Annotated in this window: 20 protein-coding genes and 1 pseudogene; 10 read left to right on the top strand and 11 right to left on the bottom strand. The window is 41.5% G+C overall.

Annotation, left to right across the window (positions count from 1 at the left end; genetic code table 11):
• Positions 1–193: 193 nt before the first annotated feature.
• Positions 194–553, top strand: coding sequence for a cupin domain-containing protein (locus MK127_01640; protein ID MCH2531504.1), 360 nt, complete (start codon positions 194–196; stop codon positions 551–553).
• 8 nt (positions 554–561) lie between these two features.
• Here MK127_01640 and MK127_01635 read toward each other — a convergent pair whose 3' ends face one another.
• From MK127_01635 to cofE, 6 genes are all read right to left on the bottom strand, one after another.
• Positions 562–720, bottom strand: a complete 159-nt coding sequence (locus tag MK127_01635) for a hypothetical protein (protein ID MCH2531503.1) — start codon at positions 718–720, stop codon at positions 562–564.
• A 37-nt stretch (positions 721–757) separates the two neighbouring features.
• Positions 758–952: a hypothetical protein gene (locus MK127_01630; GenBank protein ID MCH2531502.1), complete on the bottom strand. Its 195-nt coding sequence runs from the start codon at positions 950–952 to the stop codon at positions 758–760.
• Positions 953–1233: 281 nt separating this feature from the next.
• On the bottom strand, positions 1234–1437 hold the full coding sequence (gene thiS, locus MK127_01625; GenBank protein MCH2531501.1) for a sulfur carrier protein ThiS: 204 nt from the start codon (positions 1435–1437) through the stop codon (positions 1234–1236).
• A complete protein-coding gene (locus MK127_01620; protein ID MCH2531500.1) occupies positions 1430–2095 on the bottom strand; it encodes a thiamine phosphate synthase in 666 nt (221 codons plus the stop codon). Before MK127_01620 ends, thiS begins: the two co-directional genes overlap by 8 nt.
• A 4-nt stretch (positions 2096–2099) precedes the next feature.
• Positions 2100–2885, bottom strand: a complete 786-nt coding sequence (locus tag MK127_01615) for a thiazole synthase (GenBank protein MCH2531499.1) — start codon at positions 2883–2885, stop codon at positions 2100–2102.
• Between the two features lie 125 nt (positions 2886–3010).
• Positions 3011–3775: a coenzyme F420-0:L-glutamate ligase gene (gene cofE / locus MK127_01610; protein ID MCH2531498.1), complete on the bottom strand. Its 765-nt coding sequence runs from the start codon at positions 3773–3775 to the stop codon at positions 3011–3013.
• An 83-nt stretch (positions 3776–3858) separates the two neighbouring features.
• Between cofE and MK127_01605 the strand changes: the two genes are divergently transcribed.
• Both MK127_01605 and MK127_01600 read left to right on the top strand, forming a co-directional pair.
• Positions 3859–4209: a hypothetical protein gene (locus tag MK127_01605; protein MCH2531497.1), complete on the top strand. Its 351-nt coding sequence runs from the start codon at positions 3859–3861 to the stop codon at positions 4207–4209.
• Positions 4210–4212: 3 nt separating this feature from the next.
• Positions 4213–5013, top strand: coding sequence for an undecaprenyl-diphosphate phosphatase (locus tag MK127_01600; GenBank protein ID MCH2531496.1), 801 nt, complete (start codon positions 4213–4215; stop codon positions 5011–5013).
• Here MK127_01600 and MK127_01595 read toward each other — a convergent pair.
• From MK127_01595 to proB, 4 genes are all read right to left on the bottom strand, one after another.
• The gene (locus MK127_01595; GenBank protein ID MCH2531495.1) at positions 5010–5786 is read right to left on the bottom strand and encodes an amidohydrolase family protein; all 777 of its coding nucleotides are present in this window, start codon (positions 5784–5786) and stop codon (positions 5010–5012) included. The two genes, MK127_01600 and MK127_01595, sit on opposite strands and share 4 nt — an antisense overlap.
• Before the next feature lie 71 nt (positions 5787–5857).
• Positions 5858–6166, bottom strand: coding sequence for a hypothetical protein (locus tag MK127_01590; GenBank protein ID MCH2531494.1), 309 nt, complete (start codon positions 6164–6166; stop codon positions 5858–5860).
• A 37-nt stretch (positions 6167–6203) separates the two neighbouring features.
• On the bottom strand, positions 6204–7484 hold the full coding sequence (locus MK127_01585; protein MCH2531493.1) for a glutamate-5-semialdehyde dehydrogenase: 1281 nt from the start codon (positions 7482–7484) through the stop codon (positions 6204–6206).
• On the bottom strand, positions 7477–8319 hold the full coding sequence (gene proB / locus MK127_01580) for a glutamate 5-kinase (GenBank protein MCH2531492.1): 843 nt from the start codon (positions 8317–8319) through the stop codon (positions 7477–7479). Before proB ends, MK127_01585 begins: the two co-directional genes overlap by 8 nt.
• Before the next feature lie 137 nt (positions 8320–8456).
• On the opposite strand from proB, the gene mfd reads away from it, so the two are divergent.
• The gene (mfd, locus tag MK127_01575; protein MCH2531491.1) at positions 8457–12002 is read left to right on the top strand and encodes a transcription-repair coupling factor; all 3546 of its coding nucleotides are present in this window, start codon (positions 8457–8459) and stop codon (positions 12000–12002) included.
• Here mfd and MK127_01570 read toward each other — a convergent pair.
• A complete protein-coding gene (locus tag MK127_01570; protein MCH2531490.1) occupies positions 11965–12231 on the bottom strand; it encodes a hypothetical protein in 267 nt (88 codons plus the stop codon). The genes mfd and MK127_01570 overlap by 38 nt on opposite strands.
• 178 nt (positions 12232–12409) lie before the next feature.
• Here MK127_01570 and MK127_01565 point away from each other — a divergent pair, with 178 nt between their 5' ends.
• The 6 genes and pseudogenes from MK127_01565 (at position 12410) to MK127_01540 (ending at position 17355) form a co-directional block, all read left to right on the top strand.
• A complete protein-coding gene (locus MK127_01565; GenBank protein ID MCH2531489.1) occupies positions 12410–13654 on the top strand; it encodes a serine hydroxymethyltransferase in 1245 nt (414 codons plus the stop codon).
• Positions 13655–13750: 96 nt separating this feature from the next.
• On the top strand, positions 13751–14038 hold the full coding sequence (gene rpsF / locus MK127_01560) for a 30S ribosomal protein S6 (protein MCH2531488.1): 288 nt from the start codon (positions 13751–13753) through the stop codon (positions 14036–14038).
• A gap of 9 nt (positions 14039–14047) precedes the next feature.
• Positions 14048–14479 carry a single-stranded DNA-binding protein gene (gene ssb, locus MK127_01555; GenBank protein MCH2531487.1) on the top strand — a complete coding sequence of 144 codons (432 nt, stop codon included), beginning with the start codon at positions 14048–14050 and terminating at the stop codon, positions 14477–14479.
• Between the two features lie 40 nt (positions 14480–14519).
• A pseudogene (gene rpsR, locus MK127_01550) lies at positions 14520–14756 on the top strand (30S ribosomal protein S18).
• Between the two features lie 282 nt (positions 14757–15038).
• Complete coding sequence (locus tag MK127_01545) at positions 15039–16043, top strand: hypothetical protein (protein ID MCH2531486.1); 1005 nt, start codon at positions 15039–15041, stop codon at positions 16041–16043.
• Positions 16036–17355, top strand: coding sequence for a homoserine dehydrogenase (locus MK127_01540; GenBank protein ID MCH2531485.1), 1320 nt, complete (start codon positions 16036–16038; stop codon positions 17353–17355). Before MK127_01545 ends, MK127_01540 begins: the two co-directional genes overlap by 8 nt.
• The last annotated feature ends 9 nt before the right edge of the window (positions 17356–17364 follow it).

Genomic DNA, 17364 nt, shown 5'->3' with positions numbered 1-17364 from the left:
ACTCTCTCTTGTGTAGCACATAAGATGTCGCAGCTAGGCCTGCAGCAATCACAAACCAGCCTATAAATATAATCCAAAATTCTGTACCCATTAGGTAAGCACCTCAACGATGGTAATCATACTCTAAAGATGATAAATCATAGGCGCAAGACTAGCAGGTGTTGTTATAAGTAAATAGTAGGAAAGGAGAATTATGGCAAACCAAGTGGCAAGATTTAATTACCCTGGTCCATATGCTGAGGGATCAAGAGATAGAGGATCAGAAAACGGGCGATCGTACGATCTCATCTACAACGAATCGGTAATCAGCACAGTTCAAGTTATGGAAAAAGGGCAAGGGAATAAACTTCATTATCACAACGATCAGGATGGTTATTGGTTAATACTAGGCGGGAAAGCGAGGTTTCACGGTGAAGAAGGCGTAATTTTAGGTGACCTTGGGCCATTTGAAGGTATATTCATCCCGCATCACACGCGTTACTGGTTTGAAAGTATTGATGACAAGCCACTAGAAATATTAAGGGTAAGCTCACTGCTCAATAGCAAGCAGTGAACCTTTTACTACGCTGCAGTTTTTCGGCCACCTAAAAGTGATACTGCAACCTTCACATCCATTGATCTTCCGCATTGAAGGCAACGGGCTTCAGGGCCATCAATTTCTTCAAGGCAATTTACGTCACCACCGCAGTTGGTACATGCCTTTACTAAAATACCTGTCATTACAACTAATCTCCTGTCTTTGATACCGAAATGGTGGCTATGCAGCCACCATTTCTAACTGTTCAGAATCGTTAATCAAATCAGTTCCAGCTTCAAAGTTACGAGTTTCGTACTTCGAAGCCATTGCTGACTGTATCAATCGAACCATTTGAGAGGGTTGGTCTGAATGGTTACTCGCGATTGCGAAATACGCCAAGCCTTCCTCTAAAGCAGTAAACAATGAACTCAACATAGTTAGCATCTTGCTCCTTCCTTCGTGTTATTCAGCAAACCATAGTAGCGCCACAATTTAGCCGACATGTGTCATTATACATCATATATATGCCGGAAAACAACTATGCGGTTACGAATTTATATCAATACGGCTAAAATTTAAGTAATTTACGAATATTTTTCTACGACAATCGCACATAATGAAAGACGCTCTATTACCATTTATTTATTGATCAAAGGAATACCAAACTACCTGTTTTGACAGATTCCGAAAAAGAATTACGCCTTCCGTAAATGTGGCTACCCGCCGCCAACGGGTCGAACTATTTCAACAATGTCGTTATTTGAAAAACATATTTCCGGAAACGATTTACGATCAATTATATTTCCATTAATTGCAACAGCTACGTAATTACCTACAAACCCCATCTCGTCAAGGTAGCTTTTAACAGTTGTGGCCTCAGGCATTTCTTGCTCCAGCCCATTGATCACAATTTTAATCATCAGAATTAAACCTCGAATTCCAACTGTTGTTCACAATCCTAACTAGTTCAGCCGCCGTCGCTTGGGGATCTGAGGCTTGAATTATTTCACTAATCACTGCAACCCCCGCAGCTCCAGAATAAATAACCTCCGCTGCATTGGCAGGATTGATTCCTCCAATGCCTACAACAGGTATCTTGGCTCTTTGCACGCTTTTCTCAATAAGTGTGACACCCGATCCTGTAGTCTCTTCATGGCTTGGGCTCCGGAAAATTGTCCCTGCAATTAATAAGTCTGCTCCATGTGAAATTGCTGATTCTGCAGCTTTAATAGAATGCACTGAGCAACCAAAATACATATTCTCATGATATTCAGCCATCTCTTCAATCTGGGTGATTCCAGATTCAGGGATTTGGATTCCATCTGCGCCCACTATCTGCGCAATTTCCAATTCACTATTAATGAATAATAAAGCCCTATCCTGTGTAACCTGCCGCAACTGGCTAGCTAAGTCTAGTTGCCTACTGTAGTCCATGGTTTTCTCACGAAGCTGCACAGCATTTATTCCCCCGTCAATAGCATCTGCAACAATAGAAACTAGAGGTTCAACTCCTCCCGCAAGATGAGTATTTGTAACCAGAATTGTTAATGGTAAATAGTTTGTTATATCTAATTTCAAGCTATTATTTTGATGCGTTAATTACGCCTTCCAAAGGGCTACTTGCTTGAGCATATTGCTGACGTTCTATTCGACCAGCCAAAAATGCTTTCCTACCTGCCTCAACTCCCAGTCTAAATGCTCCGGCCATAAGCTGAGGGTTTTTTGCGCGTGCGATAGCAGTATTAACCAAAACTGCGTCTGCGCCCATTTCCATAGCCTGGGAAGCATGCGAAGGCACAGCTAATCCTGCATCAACAATTACAGGAATCTTAGCTTGCTCAATAATAATTGATATCTCTTCAGCGGTATGTATACCTTGACCAGATCCTATTGCAGATCCTAAAGGCATTACCGTGACGCAACCAATTTCTTCAAGATGCCTAGCTAAGACAGGGTCAGCGTTAATATAAGGCATCACATCAAATCCTTCTTTTATCAAGACTTTTGCAGCCTCTAACGTCCCCACAGGGTCTGGCAACAAATATTTTGGGTCTGGAATAACTTCAAGCTTTATCCAATTAGGTAAGCCCATTGAACGTGACAATTTTGCAATCATCACTACCTCTTCCACAGTGGAGCAACCAGCTGTATTGGGAAGGATTGTGTAAAAATTAGGATCAATTGAATCCAGAATACTAGGAGTATTTGGGTTAGTAAGATCTAAGCGGCGTATAGCGACGGTTACAATTTCTGTACCCGCTTCCTTAAGGCTATTTTGCAATTCAACATCATTCCGATGCCTACCAGTACCTAAAAGTAGTCTCGAGGAAAAAACTTTTTCTCCAATTTTCAACTGATCGTTAACCATTCAATTCCTCCAAATTAAAAAGGGGAAAATCAGAGGCAAGAGATGTACTTATACCACAAAGAAAATCCAACATATAGAAATTCTATTCTCTGGAGTTCTTAGCTGTAAAACTTCAACGCGAGTTCTTACTTAAATAAGTCTTTATCAATGTCTCTAAGTAGTGGTTGGACTCCACTATTTTCAGTGCTAATTCTGAATTCGTAACCTCTGACAATTGCCACAGGAATTCTATCTATCTTATTCATTACTAATTCTGCAGCAGAAGCCAATTCATCTGCCGTAGCAATGGTAGTCGAGTGCATTTCCCGACCGTCAGTATCTTCAATGCCTCTATAATCAACCAATGGGTCCATCCCGGCCACTCCTACAGCTACGTTAATGGCACCTTCACGCCAAGGACGACCAAACGTATCTGAGATAACTATAGCGACTTGAACATCAGTCAATTCTTCAATTCTTCTTTTAATTGCCATGGCTGATTTGTCACAGTCCACTGGTAATAAAATCACAAAGTCTCCATTTTTCCCCACATTAGATGCGTCTATACCAGAGTTAGCGCATACAAATCCATTTTTATTCTCAGTAATTAAAATGCCATCCTGCATGCGGACGACTCTATTGCTCTCCTGCAATGCAAGTTCTATAACACGCGCATCCTTACCCCATTCTTCAGCAAATTCTATTGATTGCCTTGAAGGCACAACCGAACTTAGATCAATTATCCGACCCTCTGCCTTAGAAACGATTTTCTGAGTGATCACGACAATGTCATTTTGTAATAAATCAAAGCCTTCTCTAGCCAACGCCTCGATAATTAATACTGCTAAGTCGTCACCAGGTAAAACCTCTGGCAAATTTTTGACACCTGATATAAGGATTGAACGCTGCATGGCGAAATCCTAACAGAGAACTTTGAAACAGATATGTTATTGAAACAATCTTATTTAAATTAGGTGACTGTTACACTTCAGGTATGGATTACATTGAAGTGGACGTATACAGCGGAGGCAATTGCGATCTCGATATAAATCGCATTTTTGAGCCATTAGAAAACCCTTTTCAAGTGAGTTGGGTAGAAACCGCGTTCCGGCCTGATGGATGGGAGGGTCCATGCGAGATAATCGGCTGGTCTTCAGAAGGTCCGGTTGCAGCTTATGCTGCAAAGGTTATGGATTCCGGTGACGGGGCAGTGATTTTAATCTTTGGAGGAGATGAAGGAATACGGCTCAGACCCCAAAACTCTTCAGATGACTGGTCCCTGGAAAGCAAATCCCAATGGGGAGAGCCTTGTCTGATGCTCGAACCTACTACAAGAATATCGTAAATTATGAAACCCGAATTACTACTAGAAAACGCCATATTGGGGTTTATACAAGGAGTCTCAGAATGGTTGCCTATTAGTTCAGAAGGCCTAGTGGCATTGGTAGGAAATTTAGCTTGGGGCCGAGATTTTGAAGATGCAATCGCCTTGGCACTGTTGCTTCACATTGGTACGGCGCTATCTGCAATAGTTTATTTCAGAAGAGAGATCAAAACTCTTATTCTTGACACCTATAAAGGACCTCGAGAATCAAACCCCTTGCTCGCATTCATTCTCTATTCATCCATTGGGTCAGCTTTAAGTGGAATCCCCATATTGATTGGCATAAATTCTATTTCTGCTTTAAATGGTTCGGTTGTCATGATCATAGTGGGGTCATTGGTGTGGATTAACGGTGCTGTTCAAACGAAGCAAAAAACCGCTATAGAGCTTAGGAAAATTGATTCTATTAATTGGGTAGAGGCTACTGGAGCAGGGTTAATTCAAGGGCTTGCCATACTGCCTGGGCTCAGTAGATCCGGCTTAACAATTTCTTTCTTGCTATTTAGGAAATATGAAAGTAAGTATGCGCTTTTCCTAAGCTTCCTAATGAGCATTCCAGCAAGCCTCGGGGCGGCCTTGCTAATCATCATTACACGTGATTTCTCCTTACAAATAGAGGAAATAATAGGTGCGGTAGTCGCATTTTTTATAGGCCTCATAACTATCCATTTACTAATCTCCTTAGCATCACGAATTAGATTTAGCAGCTTCCTATTCACTGCAGGCCTTGTGCTAATTATTGGTGGCATTATGGGGCTAATTTAAGTAAACCAGTGTAAAAGATTGTTCGCGTTTTCACCTATGATGAGCTTAGTTTTCTCAGGGCTCAGCGTCTCAAAAACCTGCCTCATTACGCGCTTTGCACTTAACAAAGGATAATCCGAGCCAAAAATAATTTTCTCGGCCCCTATAATCTGATCTGCAATACTAAATATTGACGGATCGTACAAGAATGGCGATGCAGCGCTATCAAAAAACACATTTTTTAGTAGTTCGCGGACTTCAGGCATCAACGCATAAAATGGTAATCCGCCTCCCCAGTGAGCAAAGACAAGTGAAGCTTCGGGAAACCGCATAGCAAACGAAGCTAATTGTTCTGGCGACGTAAGTCCTTTACCTGGATATTTATGACCTACTGGCTCCGATCCATGGATAACTATAGGCATATCATTTTCACTAGAAATTTGAACTAATGAAGATATAGATTCGCTAAGAGCGAGATCTATAGATTGCGAAGTGGGATGTAATTCTCCAATTCCTTTTGCACCAAGAGAGAGGCACCTCTCAATTTCGTAAACAGCTAGGTCTCCCCAATCCGGATGTACCGAACAAAATGGAATTATCTTAGGGTGGTATTTTTGGGCTGTCTCTAAAATGAAATCATTAGAAGCTTTTGCTATTTCGTAATCACACCATCCGTACCCCATTACTACCGAAGCATCAATATCATCTGCTTCCATTGATCGAATAAGATCTTCAGTCGAAGGCAAATTCAAATCACTTTTACCGAACATCGATGCAAATGTTTGATCCTTCATAACTTGATCGTAGTTCTCTTTAATAAAAGAGGGTGGCAAAAGATGAGTATGGAAATCAATTATCATCAGATTTAATTCTCTGAGTTTGCTTGATCATCCTCGGAATACTCACTATTCGAAAATATGCCTACTTCACGTCCTTGATGAACATGCACGACAAAGTCGTCTCGCGCCAAGCCAATTGCATCCAAAATTTCGTCGTTAATATCTTCTATAAGATCTTGTATTTCATCCGTTGTAAATCTCTCAGATACACATAACGTTGCATGAATCAAGCTTCCCGCAAAATGAACGTCAAAACGACCTTGCGGTTGACCATCATCAAAAATCGTATATGCCTCTGAGTTCGGGGTTCTACATTCACGCTCAAATCGCAACATTTTCTCTCCGATGCAACAGTAAATTATCGGTTTTACTTCACCTTACTTGGCCTTGCCCAAAAGCAATCCATTTATAAGTTGTGAGCTCTTTTAGTCCCATCGGACCGCGTGCATGCAATTTATTAGTACTTATTGCAACTTCTGCACCTAATCCCAATTGCCCGCCATCGTTAAATCTGGTACTAGCATTTACTAAAACGACAGATGCTTCAACTTCATCAAGAAATTTATTTGCCGACTGAGGATTTTCAGTGATGATCGCTTCAGTATGGCCAGAACCAAATTCTTCTATGTGATCGATAGCGTCGTCGATACTATCCAAAATCTTCACTGACATAATTAATGAGAGGAATTCCTGTCCAAAATCACTTTCTTCTGCAGCCTTTACTAATTCGGAAGAACCAGCAGAACCCATAACAGACAAAGCTCGTTTATCACAACGTATCTCTACTCCTGCACTAGTTATATTCGGCACTAGCGACGCCAACAAATCCGCAGCAATGGTTGAATGAACTAACAGCGTATCTAAAGCATTGCAGACGTCAGGTCGCTGCGTCTTCGCATTGTGCACAATTTCGACCACTTTTTGTAAATCTGCAGACTCATCTGCGTAAATATGAACCACTCCGATACCTCCTGTAATTGAAGGAACGGTAGCGTTATCTCTAACGTACTGTATTAACGAGGCTCCCCCACGAGGTATAAATAAATCTATACAGTCATTAGCCCGAATCATTTGATCCACCACAGATCTATCTGTGCTATTTATAAATTGAACTACATCAGCTGAAATATCTGACTTTTCCAAAGCTTGCCTAATAAGTTTAATCAAGGCAGCGTTGGAATTAACTGCCTCTTTACCTCCCCGAAGGATTACGGTGTTACCTGATTTCAAACACAGGGCAACAATGTCGGTAGTTACGTTAGGCCTGCTCTCATATACGCAGCCAATCACTCCTAAAGGTACCCGGCGCTTCTCAATTTTTATTCCATTATCCAGAGTCTTAGCATCAAAACTCTCCCCTACAGGATCAGGCAAAGATGCAACCGAGCGAAGATCCATTGACATGCTATTTAAACGTGTTTCATCAAGCAAAAGCCGGCCTAAAACTGCAGTTGATAATCCATCTTTTTGGCCAAGCTCCATATCAATCATATTCGCTTGCAATATTTCTTCGTGACTTTGGTCTAATGAATCTGCAATCGCATTTAATGCTATATTTTTTCTTTCAGATGAAAGAGTCCGTAAATCTCGGAAGGCATCTCTCGCTTTTCCAGCTTTTTGGATCAGCTCAAGGCTATTTGTTGAATTAACCATTTTTGCCTCCATAATCTACTTTTGCAGTGAATAAGGTGCCCACTTGAGATCCAAATGCAGAAATCTGTATAACGTTTTTGAGATTTCCGGGGGCCACAATTACCGCTACCCCAGCGTCTGTCGCATAACGTGCTGACTCCAATTTAGAAATCATTCCTCCACGACTAATATTGCTACTGTGCTCTTCAGCTAGCGACATAATCGACTCATCAATAATTTCAACTTTACTAATCAATTTTGCTTGCTGATTGCGTTTGGGGTCTGAAGTGAATAAGCCGTCAGTGTCAGTCAGTAATAGTAAAAGATCAGCACTTACAATTTTTGCGACTATCGCAGACAAAACATCATTATCACCAAAACGCTGATTGTTAATTTCAGCAGTATCGACTACGTCATTTTCATTAACTATAGGAATTATCCTTCTCTCTAAAAGGCCCACCAGGGTGTTCCTCACATTTTGATATCCAATTTGATCATCAACATCCTGTGCGGTTAGCAACGCTTGCGCCACTGTGATACCTCTCTTGGAGAATAGTTCTTGGTAGGCATGCATCAACCTACTTTGGCCAATAGCCGCGAGCATTTGGCTAGCTCCTATACTTTTTCCTCCTGAAATATTTGGCTCTACCTCACGACCTGCGGCAATTGCTCCCGAGGTCACTAATAAAATTTCAATTCCTTCGCTCCAAGCTTTGGCAATCTGGTCAACAAGGGAGTCCATTGCAGCTCGATTAAGATCAGAACCCCCATGTGTCAAAACGTTCGTCCCTGCTTTAACTACAATTCTTTTATAAACCAAAGCATCATTCTTAAACGGTGGTATTTGCCTTGCCATATTTGTTCCCCATTACCAATTCACGCTGCAATTGTATCCCATGCAGTAGTTACAATTCTCTTAACCAAGCTCAGCTGCTAAAATATGTCTAATCAGGCGCCCTTTTACAAGGTGCGCCCCTTCTTTGCGAGCAAAACATGGATGCCTCAAAACTAATCAATGTTTTTGATGATATTGAAGAATACAGGTCTATTAACCAGTTAGTAGGAAGCTCTTACTTAAAAATCGGGTCAGTACCTGATTCTTCTAAAGCTATATTGATTTCAAGGCTACAAAAAGATCAAAATCGTCCAATTCTGGTTATCTGCCCCTCAGCTGACTCCGCACGCGAGCTAACCCAAAGCCTTGAAAAATACTCCAGTGAGAGTAATAAAGCTTTCCATTTCCCCGAAGCTGAGATTCTCCCTTTCGAAAGGCTTTCAATTGAAGCCGGAACCGTACACGAGCGACTGGTGGCCCTAGGGTCTATATATTCGGCTACATCTAATCCTCCGATTATTATCACCTCAATCATGGGCCTACTACAAAAAACTTTAGATCCCGAAATTTATAAACATTACGCACAAGTATTAGATACGGGTGAAAAAATATCCTACGAATCCATGTTTTTAAACTGGAATAATCTAGGATATAGCGTCGACGCTACAGTGGAACGTATGGGTTCAGCAGCTAAACGGGGCGGGATTATCGACATTTTCTCCACTGCCCACGAAATGCCTTGCAGGATAGATATGTGGGGAGATGTCATAGATAAAATTTGCACATTTGATCTGCTAACTCAACGGTCATTAGATACTCATATGCCTTTAAAAATATACCCAGCCAAGGAAATTCTTCCACAGCTATCGAATAATCAACAGATTAATGAATTGATCTCCCGCTTAGATTTCTCACAAATGGATCAACTTGAAATCGACAGAGTGCAAGAAGAACTAGCAAATCTTATAGCTGGTATCCACTCTGAACATGCTGCTATGTATTCTGGGTTTTTTCTACAACACACGTTATTAGATCATTTACCAGAAAACACATTAATAATCACAAACGAATTCTCAGAGATAACTGAATTAGCGACTCAGATTGAAACTAGGCTGATTCAGCTACGAAAATTAAAAGAAAGTAGATCTGAATTACCCTTCAATTTCCCTTCAGTATTATGCTCCTGGGATGATGCCAAAGCCCATCTAAAGAGATTTAGTAGTCAAATTTCATTATCAAGGTACCTTTATCCTGACCGAGAAACCGATTCGGTTAATTTCCCATTTTCTCCAGCACCGAGTTATCACGGAGCAATTGAAAAAATGGCCTCTGATATAAAAATGGGCTCTCTGGGGAAAGTCGTGCTCTCTACACGTCATGCAGAACGACTTAGGGAAATTCTTTCAGAAAATGATATAGGCGTTTCTGAATCCGACTCAATCACTGGAGATGTCTCTTACTACAACCCTATTCTTACAGATTCAACTCACTCTACAGGGTATGTTGTTGAAGATCTAGAAAAAAATCAAAAAATATTAACCCTGCTGACTGACACTGAGTTATTTGGTACTAAAAAGCAATTTGTTTCAAAGCCTAAAAGGCATTCTTCCAAATTTCGATCAACCTCTATCGAGGAATTAATTCATGGAGAATACGTTGTACATGCGGATCATGGGATTGGAAAATTCATAGGGACAGTAATTCGCTCTGAGGAAAGCCCTAAAGAATACCTAGTATTAGAGTACGCCGAAAAAGATCGACTCTACATACCCATGGAGCAACTTTCCAGAATCACGCCTTACTCTGGAGGTACGGATACTCCTCCAAATCCTACAAGGTTAGGCACACAAGAATGGACTAGAACGCTTGCAAGAGCAAAAGAGTCTACAAAAAAACTAGCCTTTGATCTTCTAGAATTGTATGCACAGAGAGAGTCTGTTAAGGGGTTTTCTCACGAAACTGATTCAACTTGGCAGTATGAAATGGAAGACGCATTTCCTTTCATAGAGACACCTGATCAGTTGACCGCAATTCAAGATGTTAAATATGACATGCAACAACCCCGCCCAATGGATCGTTTGATCTGCGGAGATGTTGGCTACGGAAAAACTGAAATAGCGTTGAGAGCAGTTTTTAAATCAATTCTAAGTCGCAAGCAAGCAGCTATATTGGTACCCACGACTGTACTTGCTTCACAGCATCATCAAACATTGTCAGACCGATTAGCACCGTTCCCTGTAAGTGTTGAGTTACTTAGTCGATTTAAATCCCCTAAAGAACAACAGGAGATTCTACTCAAGTTAAAAAACGGCACTATTGATGTAATAGTAGGGACACACCGACTCGTACAAAAAGATATCGAATTCAAGAACCTTGGCATAGTGATTATTGACGAAGAGCATCGTTTCGGAGTAAATCACAAAGAGCAACTAAAATCATTACGCGAAGAGGTAGATGTTCTCACTTTAAGTGCTACACCAATACCAAGAACGTTGCATATGGCCTTAGCCGGTATACGTGATATCTCAACAATACAAACTCCACCTGAAGAAAGACTTCCTGTAAGAACATTCCTTGCCGAAAAATCCAATGATTTAATCAAGGAAGCTATTCAACGTGAAATAGACAGAGGTGGTCAAGTTTTCTATCTGCACAACCGAGTACAAAGTATTCAATTTGTAGCGTCTCAAATTCGCCTTATGCTACCTCATGTAAAAATAGCCGTCGCCCATGGGCAAATGCCAGAAAATGATCTCTCTACAGTGATGGATGAATTTGCTGAAGGCGAAGCAGATGTTTTGGTTTGCACTACTATCATTGAGTCCGGATTAGATATTCCGAACGTTAACACTTTGATCGTAGAAAATGCCGATAAATTCGGTCTTGCTCAGCTCTATCAACTACGCGGAAGGATTGGTAGGAGAGCGCAAAGATCTTATGCATATTTAATGGTAGAACATGGCAAAACACTGACAAATACCGCTCAAAAACGCCTAGAAACAATATTAGCTGCTAACGAACTCGGAGCAGGCTTTAAGATCGCGATGAAAGACTTAGAAATACGTGGAGCTGGCAATCTACTTGGAGCAGATCAAAGCGGTCATGTTCATGCAATAGGATTTGAAATGTACTCCAAGCTTTTGGCAGAGGCCGTAGAAGAATTACGCAGTCAAAATAATGAGACTGCTAGCGTTAAGCATTCAAGATCTGAGGCAATTATTGATTTAGAGTTGACCGCTTCAATTCCTGAAGCATTCATTGAAGATATGCCTACCCGAATGAGAATGTATCAAAAATTAGCGAATGTCAGAGATAAAAAGGATATTACAAACCTTCAAGACGAAATTGCTGAGAGATTTGGAAGGAAATTACCTGACGAAATGCACAATCTGATATTTTCGACCAGAGTAAAATATCTTGCAGAAATCGCGAATGTTCAATCCATACACCAAAAGCACAATGAAATTCAAATTCGAATGAACGAGGAAATAGCAGGAGCGCGATATGCATTAGCAACATGCTTAGGCGCTAATGTACATGTAGGCAACCAATTCATTACGATAAGGACAGACAAGGATACTGATCCTTGGGGGAAAAAATTGATTGAAACTCTAGAAAATCTCTATTCCTTCCAAGAAAAGCTTTATTCCTTAAACGAAGAGATTACTAATTTTCAGAACCCGAAGACCTTGAAGAGCGACTAGACGTTGAGTTCCGTCGTGAGCTCCGCCGGATTCCACCACGGCCGTAGCTACGAGGAGTGGGCTCCTCTACAATCGTCTGAGGCCATGGAGTTGGACTACCTCTGAGTTCTTCTAAAAGCTTTGCCTCGTTATTCTCTATAGTCCCCGCCTCTTCTTTAAGGCGAAGGAGTGTTAGCGTTAGCGCTTTATTCTCTTCAGATAAATCGGCAAAATATACTTGATATGCCATTGCAGGACACCTATATAAAATTTCTCAATCTTTGATGGAGAATACCATTATCGCAATGAATTAGGTTCTCGCCAAGTGTTTCTATAGTAATGTGCACAATTTTCGATTGCATATAGTACAGAATAAACCCTATGCTAAATACAAATTCTCCCCCGAATCAGATAAATGGAGGAATAGATTGAGTGTCCTTGCAGAAAATGACCCAGCAATTGCAGATGCAATAAAAAAAGAAACCGAAAGGCAACGTAGAAATATCGTACTGATTGCCTCTGAGAATTACGCAAGCAGCGCAGTACTTGAAGCGCAAGGTTCGGCTCTGACTAATAAATATGCAGAAGGCTATCCTGGCAGGCGCTATTACGGCTCATGTGAATATGTCGACATTGCAGAGCAGTTTGCTATAGATAGATCAAAGGAGCTTTTCGGAGCGCAGCACTCTAATGTACAGCCACATAGCGGTGCAACCGCTAATTTAGAAGCCTATGCTGCAATCTGTGAACCAGGGGACACAATCATGGGGTTGCGTCTTGACCAAGGAGGACATCTAACTCATGGCAGTTCCGTTAATTTCTCCTCAAAACTTTATAATTTCGTTGCATATGGGCTGAATTCAGAAACAGAGCAACTGGACTACGAAGAGATTTCTGCACTTGCGCGACAGTCAATGCCAAAAGTAATTGTAGCGGGCTATACCGCCTATCCTAGGACAATTGATTTTGCTCGCTTCAGGCAGATTGCAGATGAAGTAGGGGCAATATTAATGGTCGACATGGCTCATATCTCTGGCCTTGTAGCTTCAGGGGCTCATCCTTCTCCGGTTCCATATGCATCGGTAATCACTAGCACAACGCACAAATCCCTAAGAGGGCCAAGAGGCGCATTCATCCTATGCACTGAGGATTACCAGAGAAACATAGACCGTGCTGTATTCCCATATGCTCAGGGTGGCCCGCTAATGCATGCCGTTGCAGCCAAGGCAGTTTGCTTCCAGGAAGCACTTTCACCAGATTTTAAAAAATATGGTGCCGATATCGTTGAAAATGCGCGCGCAATGGCTTCAGCGCTCGAAGGTGCGGGGATTCGAATCGTATCCGGCGGGACAGACAATCACTTAATGCTAGTTGATTTGAGGCCCATTAATTTAACTGGTGCTGAGGCCGAGGATGCACTGGGTAAAGTAGGCATAACCGCAAATAAAAATGCGATTCCGAATGATCCCCAACCACCTCGAATTACTAGCGGTTTAAGGCTAGGAACACCTGCGATTACCAGCAGAGGGTTTGGGGTTGAGGAGTCGCAAAAAGTCGCCCAATTTATTGTTAGGGCTCTCAATGAAAAAGATAATCCTGCGCAATTGAAAGTAATCGCTGATGAGGTTAACCAATTAACTGCAAACTTCCCTGTCCCTGGAATTGATTATTAAATTTGCAAAATATTTGAGTAGGCTTACATTCACTGCTATAATCTTGATTCGCGTGTAGGTTTATCCCGCATAACGTTTTGAGTATTAGGAGAAATAGTGCGCCAGTACGAATTAGTTTTAATGATTAACCCAGAAGCTGATCAGGAGCGGGTCGATGCAGTAGTTGAGCGTGTCCGCAAAATTACTGTTGACCACGGTGGTGACATTATCAGTGAAAACAACTGGGGTAGACGCAAGCTTGCCTATAAAATTGGCTCATATACTGAAGCAAACTACCATCAAGCTAATATCCAAATGGAAAATGACGGAACTCATGCATTGGAAAGTAATTTAAAGCTGGCAGATGATGTTATACGCCATTTGCTAGTCCGTGCAGAGGACTAGGAGTCTTCCTTGGTAGGACTAAATAAAATTATGGTAATAGGGAACGTGGGTACTGACCCCGAGATGCGGTACACGCCCTCCGGAAGTCCTGTAACGTCTTTTCGCATTGCTACAAGTAGATCTTACAACGCACAAGATGGAGAGAGAAAACAGGAAACTGAATGGTTTACTGTTGTTGCGTGGAATAGCTTGGCGGAGCAAGTTAATCAATATTTGGCTAAGGGCCGCAGAGCTTACGTTGAAGGAAGGCTTCAAAGTCATTCCTTCCAAGGCAATGACGGGCAAATGCGCTTTCGCAATGAAATTATTGCAAATCGCGTCCTATTTCTTGACAGGCCTAGTTCGGGTGAAAATTACGAAGATTATGGGAATGCTAGTTCCATTTCCACCCAAGAATTTTACGGGAGTGAAGCTAACTCACCTGAAGACTTACCCTTTTAACCAATCACGTCCCTAAGCGAGTTATTTAAGGAGTTTCTGAATGCAGAGTACACGACGTCGAAGAACTGGAGGAAGGAGATTTTTCCCAAGGAGGAAAGTCTGCTACTTCAGTGCTGAACATAAGTCACCTGATTACAAGGATGTTTCTATTCTTCGTCGCTTTGTTTCGGAATGGGGGAAAATAGATTCCCGAAGGCGTACAGGAACTCGGTCAAGACATCAACGTAAGCTTGCAGTCGCAATCAAGCGTGCTCGATTTTTAGCTCTTCTTCCTTATACTGGAGGCCATAGTCAAATCGAACTGGGGCGCCCTGACAGGGGTAATCGAGACCGGAAGTTCACCCCTCGGGATAATTCAGGAAGCAGATTTTCTGCCCCTCCCGCTAATGTAGAAGTTCCACAATCTGCAGCGCTAGCAAACGAAACAGGTGCTACAGAGACAAAAGCACCTAATATGGAAACCGTTGCTACTGATAGCGCCACTATTGAAGCTGAAAATTTGGATGAGTCATCAGCCCCAGTAGAAACCGCGCCTGCAGATGAGCAATCGGAAGAATAAATGCGACAGCGCCGTCGTGCGGAACGCCAAAATACCGCGCGCCCGACTCTGAAGGACAACGTCCATAACAGGACAGAGGAGCGCTATTTACAACGCATCCTAATTGGAGCTGCCGTGGCATTGGGCCTGTTGATTATAGGGTTATTGGCTACAGGTTGGTATTTCAATTTTTTAAAACCTCCAGAGAAAATCGTTGCGAGCGTTAACGGCGAGGATTATCTTTTACACGAAGTAGTTCCTTACACAAAAATTGAAGGCTTTTACACGAGTCAATTCAATCCAAATATTGCACTGAATACACTTATTAAAAACAATACTCTGGATCAATTTTCTCAAGACCAAGGTATTGATATCCAATTGAACCAGGTTGAAAACAAACTGATCACCATGTTTGAAAAAGCGACAGGTACTTCGGATGTCCCCAGCTCTCTAAGTCAAGAAGGTGAAAGAGAATTAGAAAATTTCGTAAATCTCATCGGAATTGAAGTCTCTGATTATAAAAACTGGATACGAGGGCAACTTTTAGAAGATGCCTACTTTGATTTATTCCTCACCCAAGCTTCAAAAACGGCAGACCAGGTATTTTTAGAATGGATAGTCGCCGCTAATTCAATCAGCGGGCAAAACGCATATGAACGAATTTCTTCAGGAGAAAATTTCAATTCTGTGGCCACAGAATTGAACGTTGATAGTATATTCGCTGATAAAGCAGGAGTTGTTGGCTGGGTCCCGAAAGGTGCTCTTTTAGAAATGGACCCTTATTTATTTGCAAATGATAATCAGAACAATTCCATAAGCCCGCCTATCGTGACAAGCCTTGGAAGCATCGTCTATCGCATAACAAATAATTCAAAGGATCGTGAGATTTCAGAATCAATGCGAATATTATTGGCTCAGAATAACTTCCAATCTTGGATGGACCAAATAACAAGTGAAATCATATTCACTTTCAATGATGATGATATTAAGTGGGTTCTTGGCCAAATTGAAAGGGAATATGAATAAAGTAAAACCAATTGGCATTGGCTTACTTGGAGCAGGTACTATCGGAGCTGGTGTTATAAATGCTCTTGAAGGCAAATCTGATTTACTTACAGAGCGAATCGGGCGACCGGTAAAACTGATGGGCATTCTAGTAAGAAATGCATCAAACCATCATGCATCTTCAAATATTGATTTGCCATTTACTGAAAACGCAGAAGCTCTAATCACGTCTGATGACGTAGATATAATTATAGAAGTATTAGGTGGTGAGCACCCTGCTATTGAATTGATAAACCTTGCCATTAAATCAAATAAACATGTTGTTACTGCAAATAAAGAAGTGATGGCTAAACATGGAATGGCGCTGCTTCACAATGCAAACAAAGAAGGAGTTTTAATAGGCTATGAAGGATCAGTTGGGGGAGGTATCCCCATTATTTCGGCGCTAACGCACCAATTAGCTACTAACGAAATTAGTGCAGTTCAAGCAATCATTAATGGAACTACAAATTATATTCTCTCAAATATGTCAGCAGGCGGAGCCTCTTTCAATGCAGCCTTAAATGAAGCTCAAATGAAAGGGTTCGCAGAAGCCGACTCTTCATATGACGTTAATGGTGATGATGCAGCTTACAAATTGGCAATTCTTAGCTCTGTGGCATTTCGGTCCGCAATTCATGATGAAGATGTATTTAGAGAAGGGATTGAGTCAATAGGGCCCGAAGATTTTATTTATGCAAAAGAGCTTGGATATTGCATCAAGCTGTTAGCGATCAGCAAACTGGAAGGCCAATTCGTACGAGCGCGTGTTCATCCTTCTCTTATTCCTATGGATCATCCATTAGCGCAAGTGAATGGTGTTGATAATGCAATTGAATTAGAGGGGGATCTTGTAGAGTGGTCAATGCTACAGGGACCAGGCGCAGGCTCGGGTCCGACTACTTCTGCCATCCTAGGTGATGTCATTAACATTGGGCAAAAATTAGATTCTGCCGGACTGAAACCAAACAATATTGAAATCGCCTCAAAATATAAGTCCTTACCGCTTGATGATTTGGAAACAAAATACTACCTTCGCCTCCATGTCAAAGATTTACCAGGAGTAATGGCGAAAATTTCTAGAGTTCTTGGTGATATGAATGTTAGTCTTGCAACAGTAATCCAAAAAGAAATTGACGACGAAGCCGAGTCTACGGCTGAAATTGTCATTACAACTCATAAATCCTTAGAAAAATCAATGCAGAACGCAATCAAGCAGCTAAAATCCTTAGACGTAATCAATGCTATTTGCAGTTTCATACGCATTGAAGACAGCGGATTTAGTAAATCTTGATTGGAGGTA

It is taken from the genome of Dehalococcoidia bacterium, from assembly GCA_022449765.1.
Lineage (GTDB): Bacteria > Chloroflexota > Dehalococcoidia > Lucifugimonadales > Australimonadaceae > UBA2963.
This window is presented reverse-complemented; position numbering and strand designations above follow the sequence as displayed.

Coding starts and splice junctions, on each gene's coding strand:
- MK127_01640 (MCH2531504.1), top strand. CDS start 194: ATGGCAAACCAAGTGGCAAGATTTAATTACCCTGGTCCATATGCTGAG.
- MK127_01635 (MCH2531503.1), bottom strand. CDS start 720: ATGACAGGTATTTTAGTAAAGGCATGTACCAACTGCGGTGGTGACGTA.
- MK127_01630 (MCH2531502.1), bottom strand. CDS start 952: ATGTTGAGTTCATTGTTTACTGCTTTAGAGGAAGGCTTGGCGTATTTC.
- thiS (MCH2531501.1), bottom strand. CDS start 1,437: ATGATTAAAATTGTGATCAATGGGCTGGAGCAAGAAATGCCTGAGGCC.
- MK127_01615 (MCH2531499.1), bottom strand. CDS start 2,885: ATGGTTAACGATCAGTTGAAAATTGGAGAAAAAGTTTTTTCCTCGAGA.
- cofE (MCH2531498.1), bottom strand. CDS start 3,775: ATGCAGCGTTCAATCCTTATATCAGGTGTCAAAAATTTGCCAGAGGTT.
- MK127_01605 (MCH2531497.1), top strand. CDS start 3,859: ATGGATTACATTGAAGTGGACGTATACAGCGGAGGCAATTGCGATCTC.
- MK127_01600 (MCH2531496.1), top strand. CDS start 4,213: ATGAAACCCGAATTACTACTAGAAAACGCCATATTGGGGTTTATACAA.
- MK127_01595 (MCH2531495.1), bottom strand. CDS start 5,786: ATGAAGGATCAAACATTTGCATCGATGTTCGGTAAAAGTGATTTGAAT.
- MK127_01590 (MCH2531494.1), bottom strand. CDS start 6,166: ATGTTGCGATTTGAGCGTGAATGTAGAACCCCGAACTCAGAGGCATAT.
- MK127_01585 (MCH2531493.1), bottom strand. CDS start 7,484: ATGGTTAATTCAACAAATAGCCTTGAGCTGATCCAAAAAGCTGGAAAA.
- proB (MCH2531492.1), bottom strand. CDS start 8,319: ATGGCAAGGCAAATACCACCGTTTAAGAATGATGCTTTGGTTTATAAA.
- mfd (MCH2531491.1), top strand. CDS start 8,457: ATGGATGCCTCAAAACTAATCAATGTTTTTGATGATATTGAAGAATAC.
- MK127_01570 (MCH2531490.1), bottom strand. CDS start 12,231: ATGGCATATCAAGTATATTTTGCCGATTTATCTGAAGAGAATAAAGCG.
- MK127_01545 (MCH2531486.1), top strand. CDS start 15,039: ATGCGACAGCGCCGTCGTGCGGAACGCCAAAATACCGCGCGCCCGACT.
- MK127_01540 (MCH2531485.1), top strand. CDS start 16,036: ATGAATAAAGTAAAACCAATTGGCATTGGCTTACTTGGAGCAGGTACT.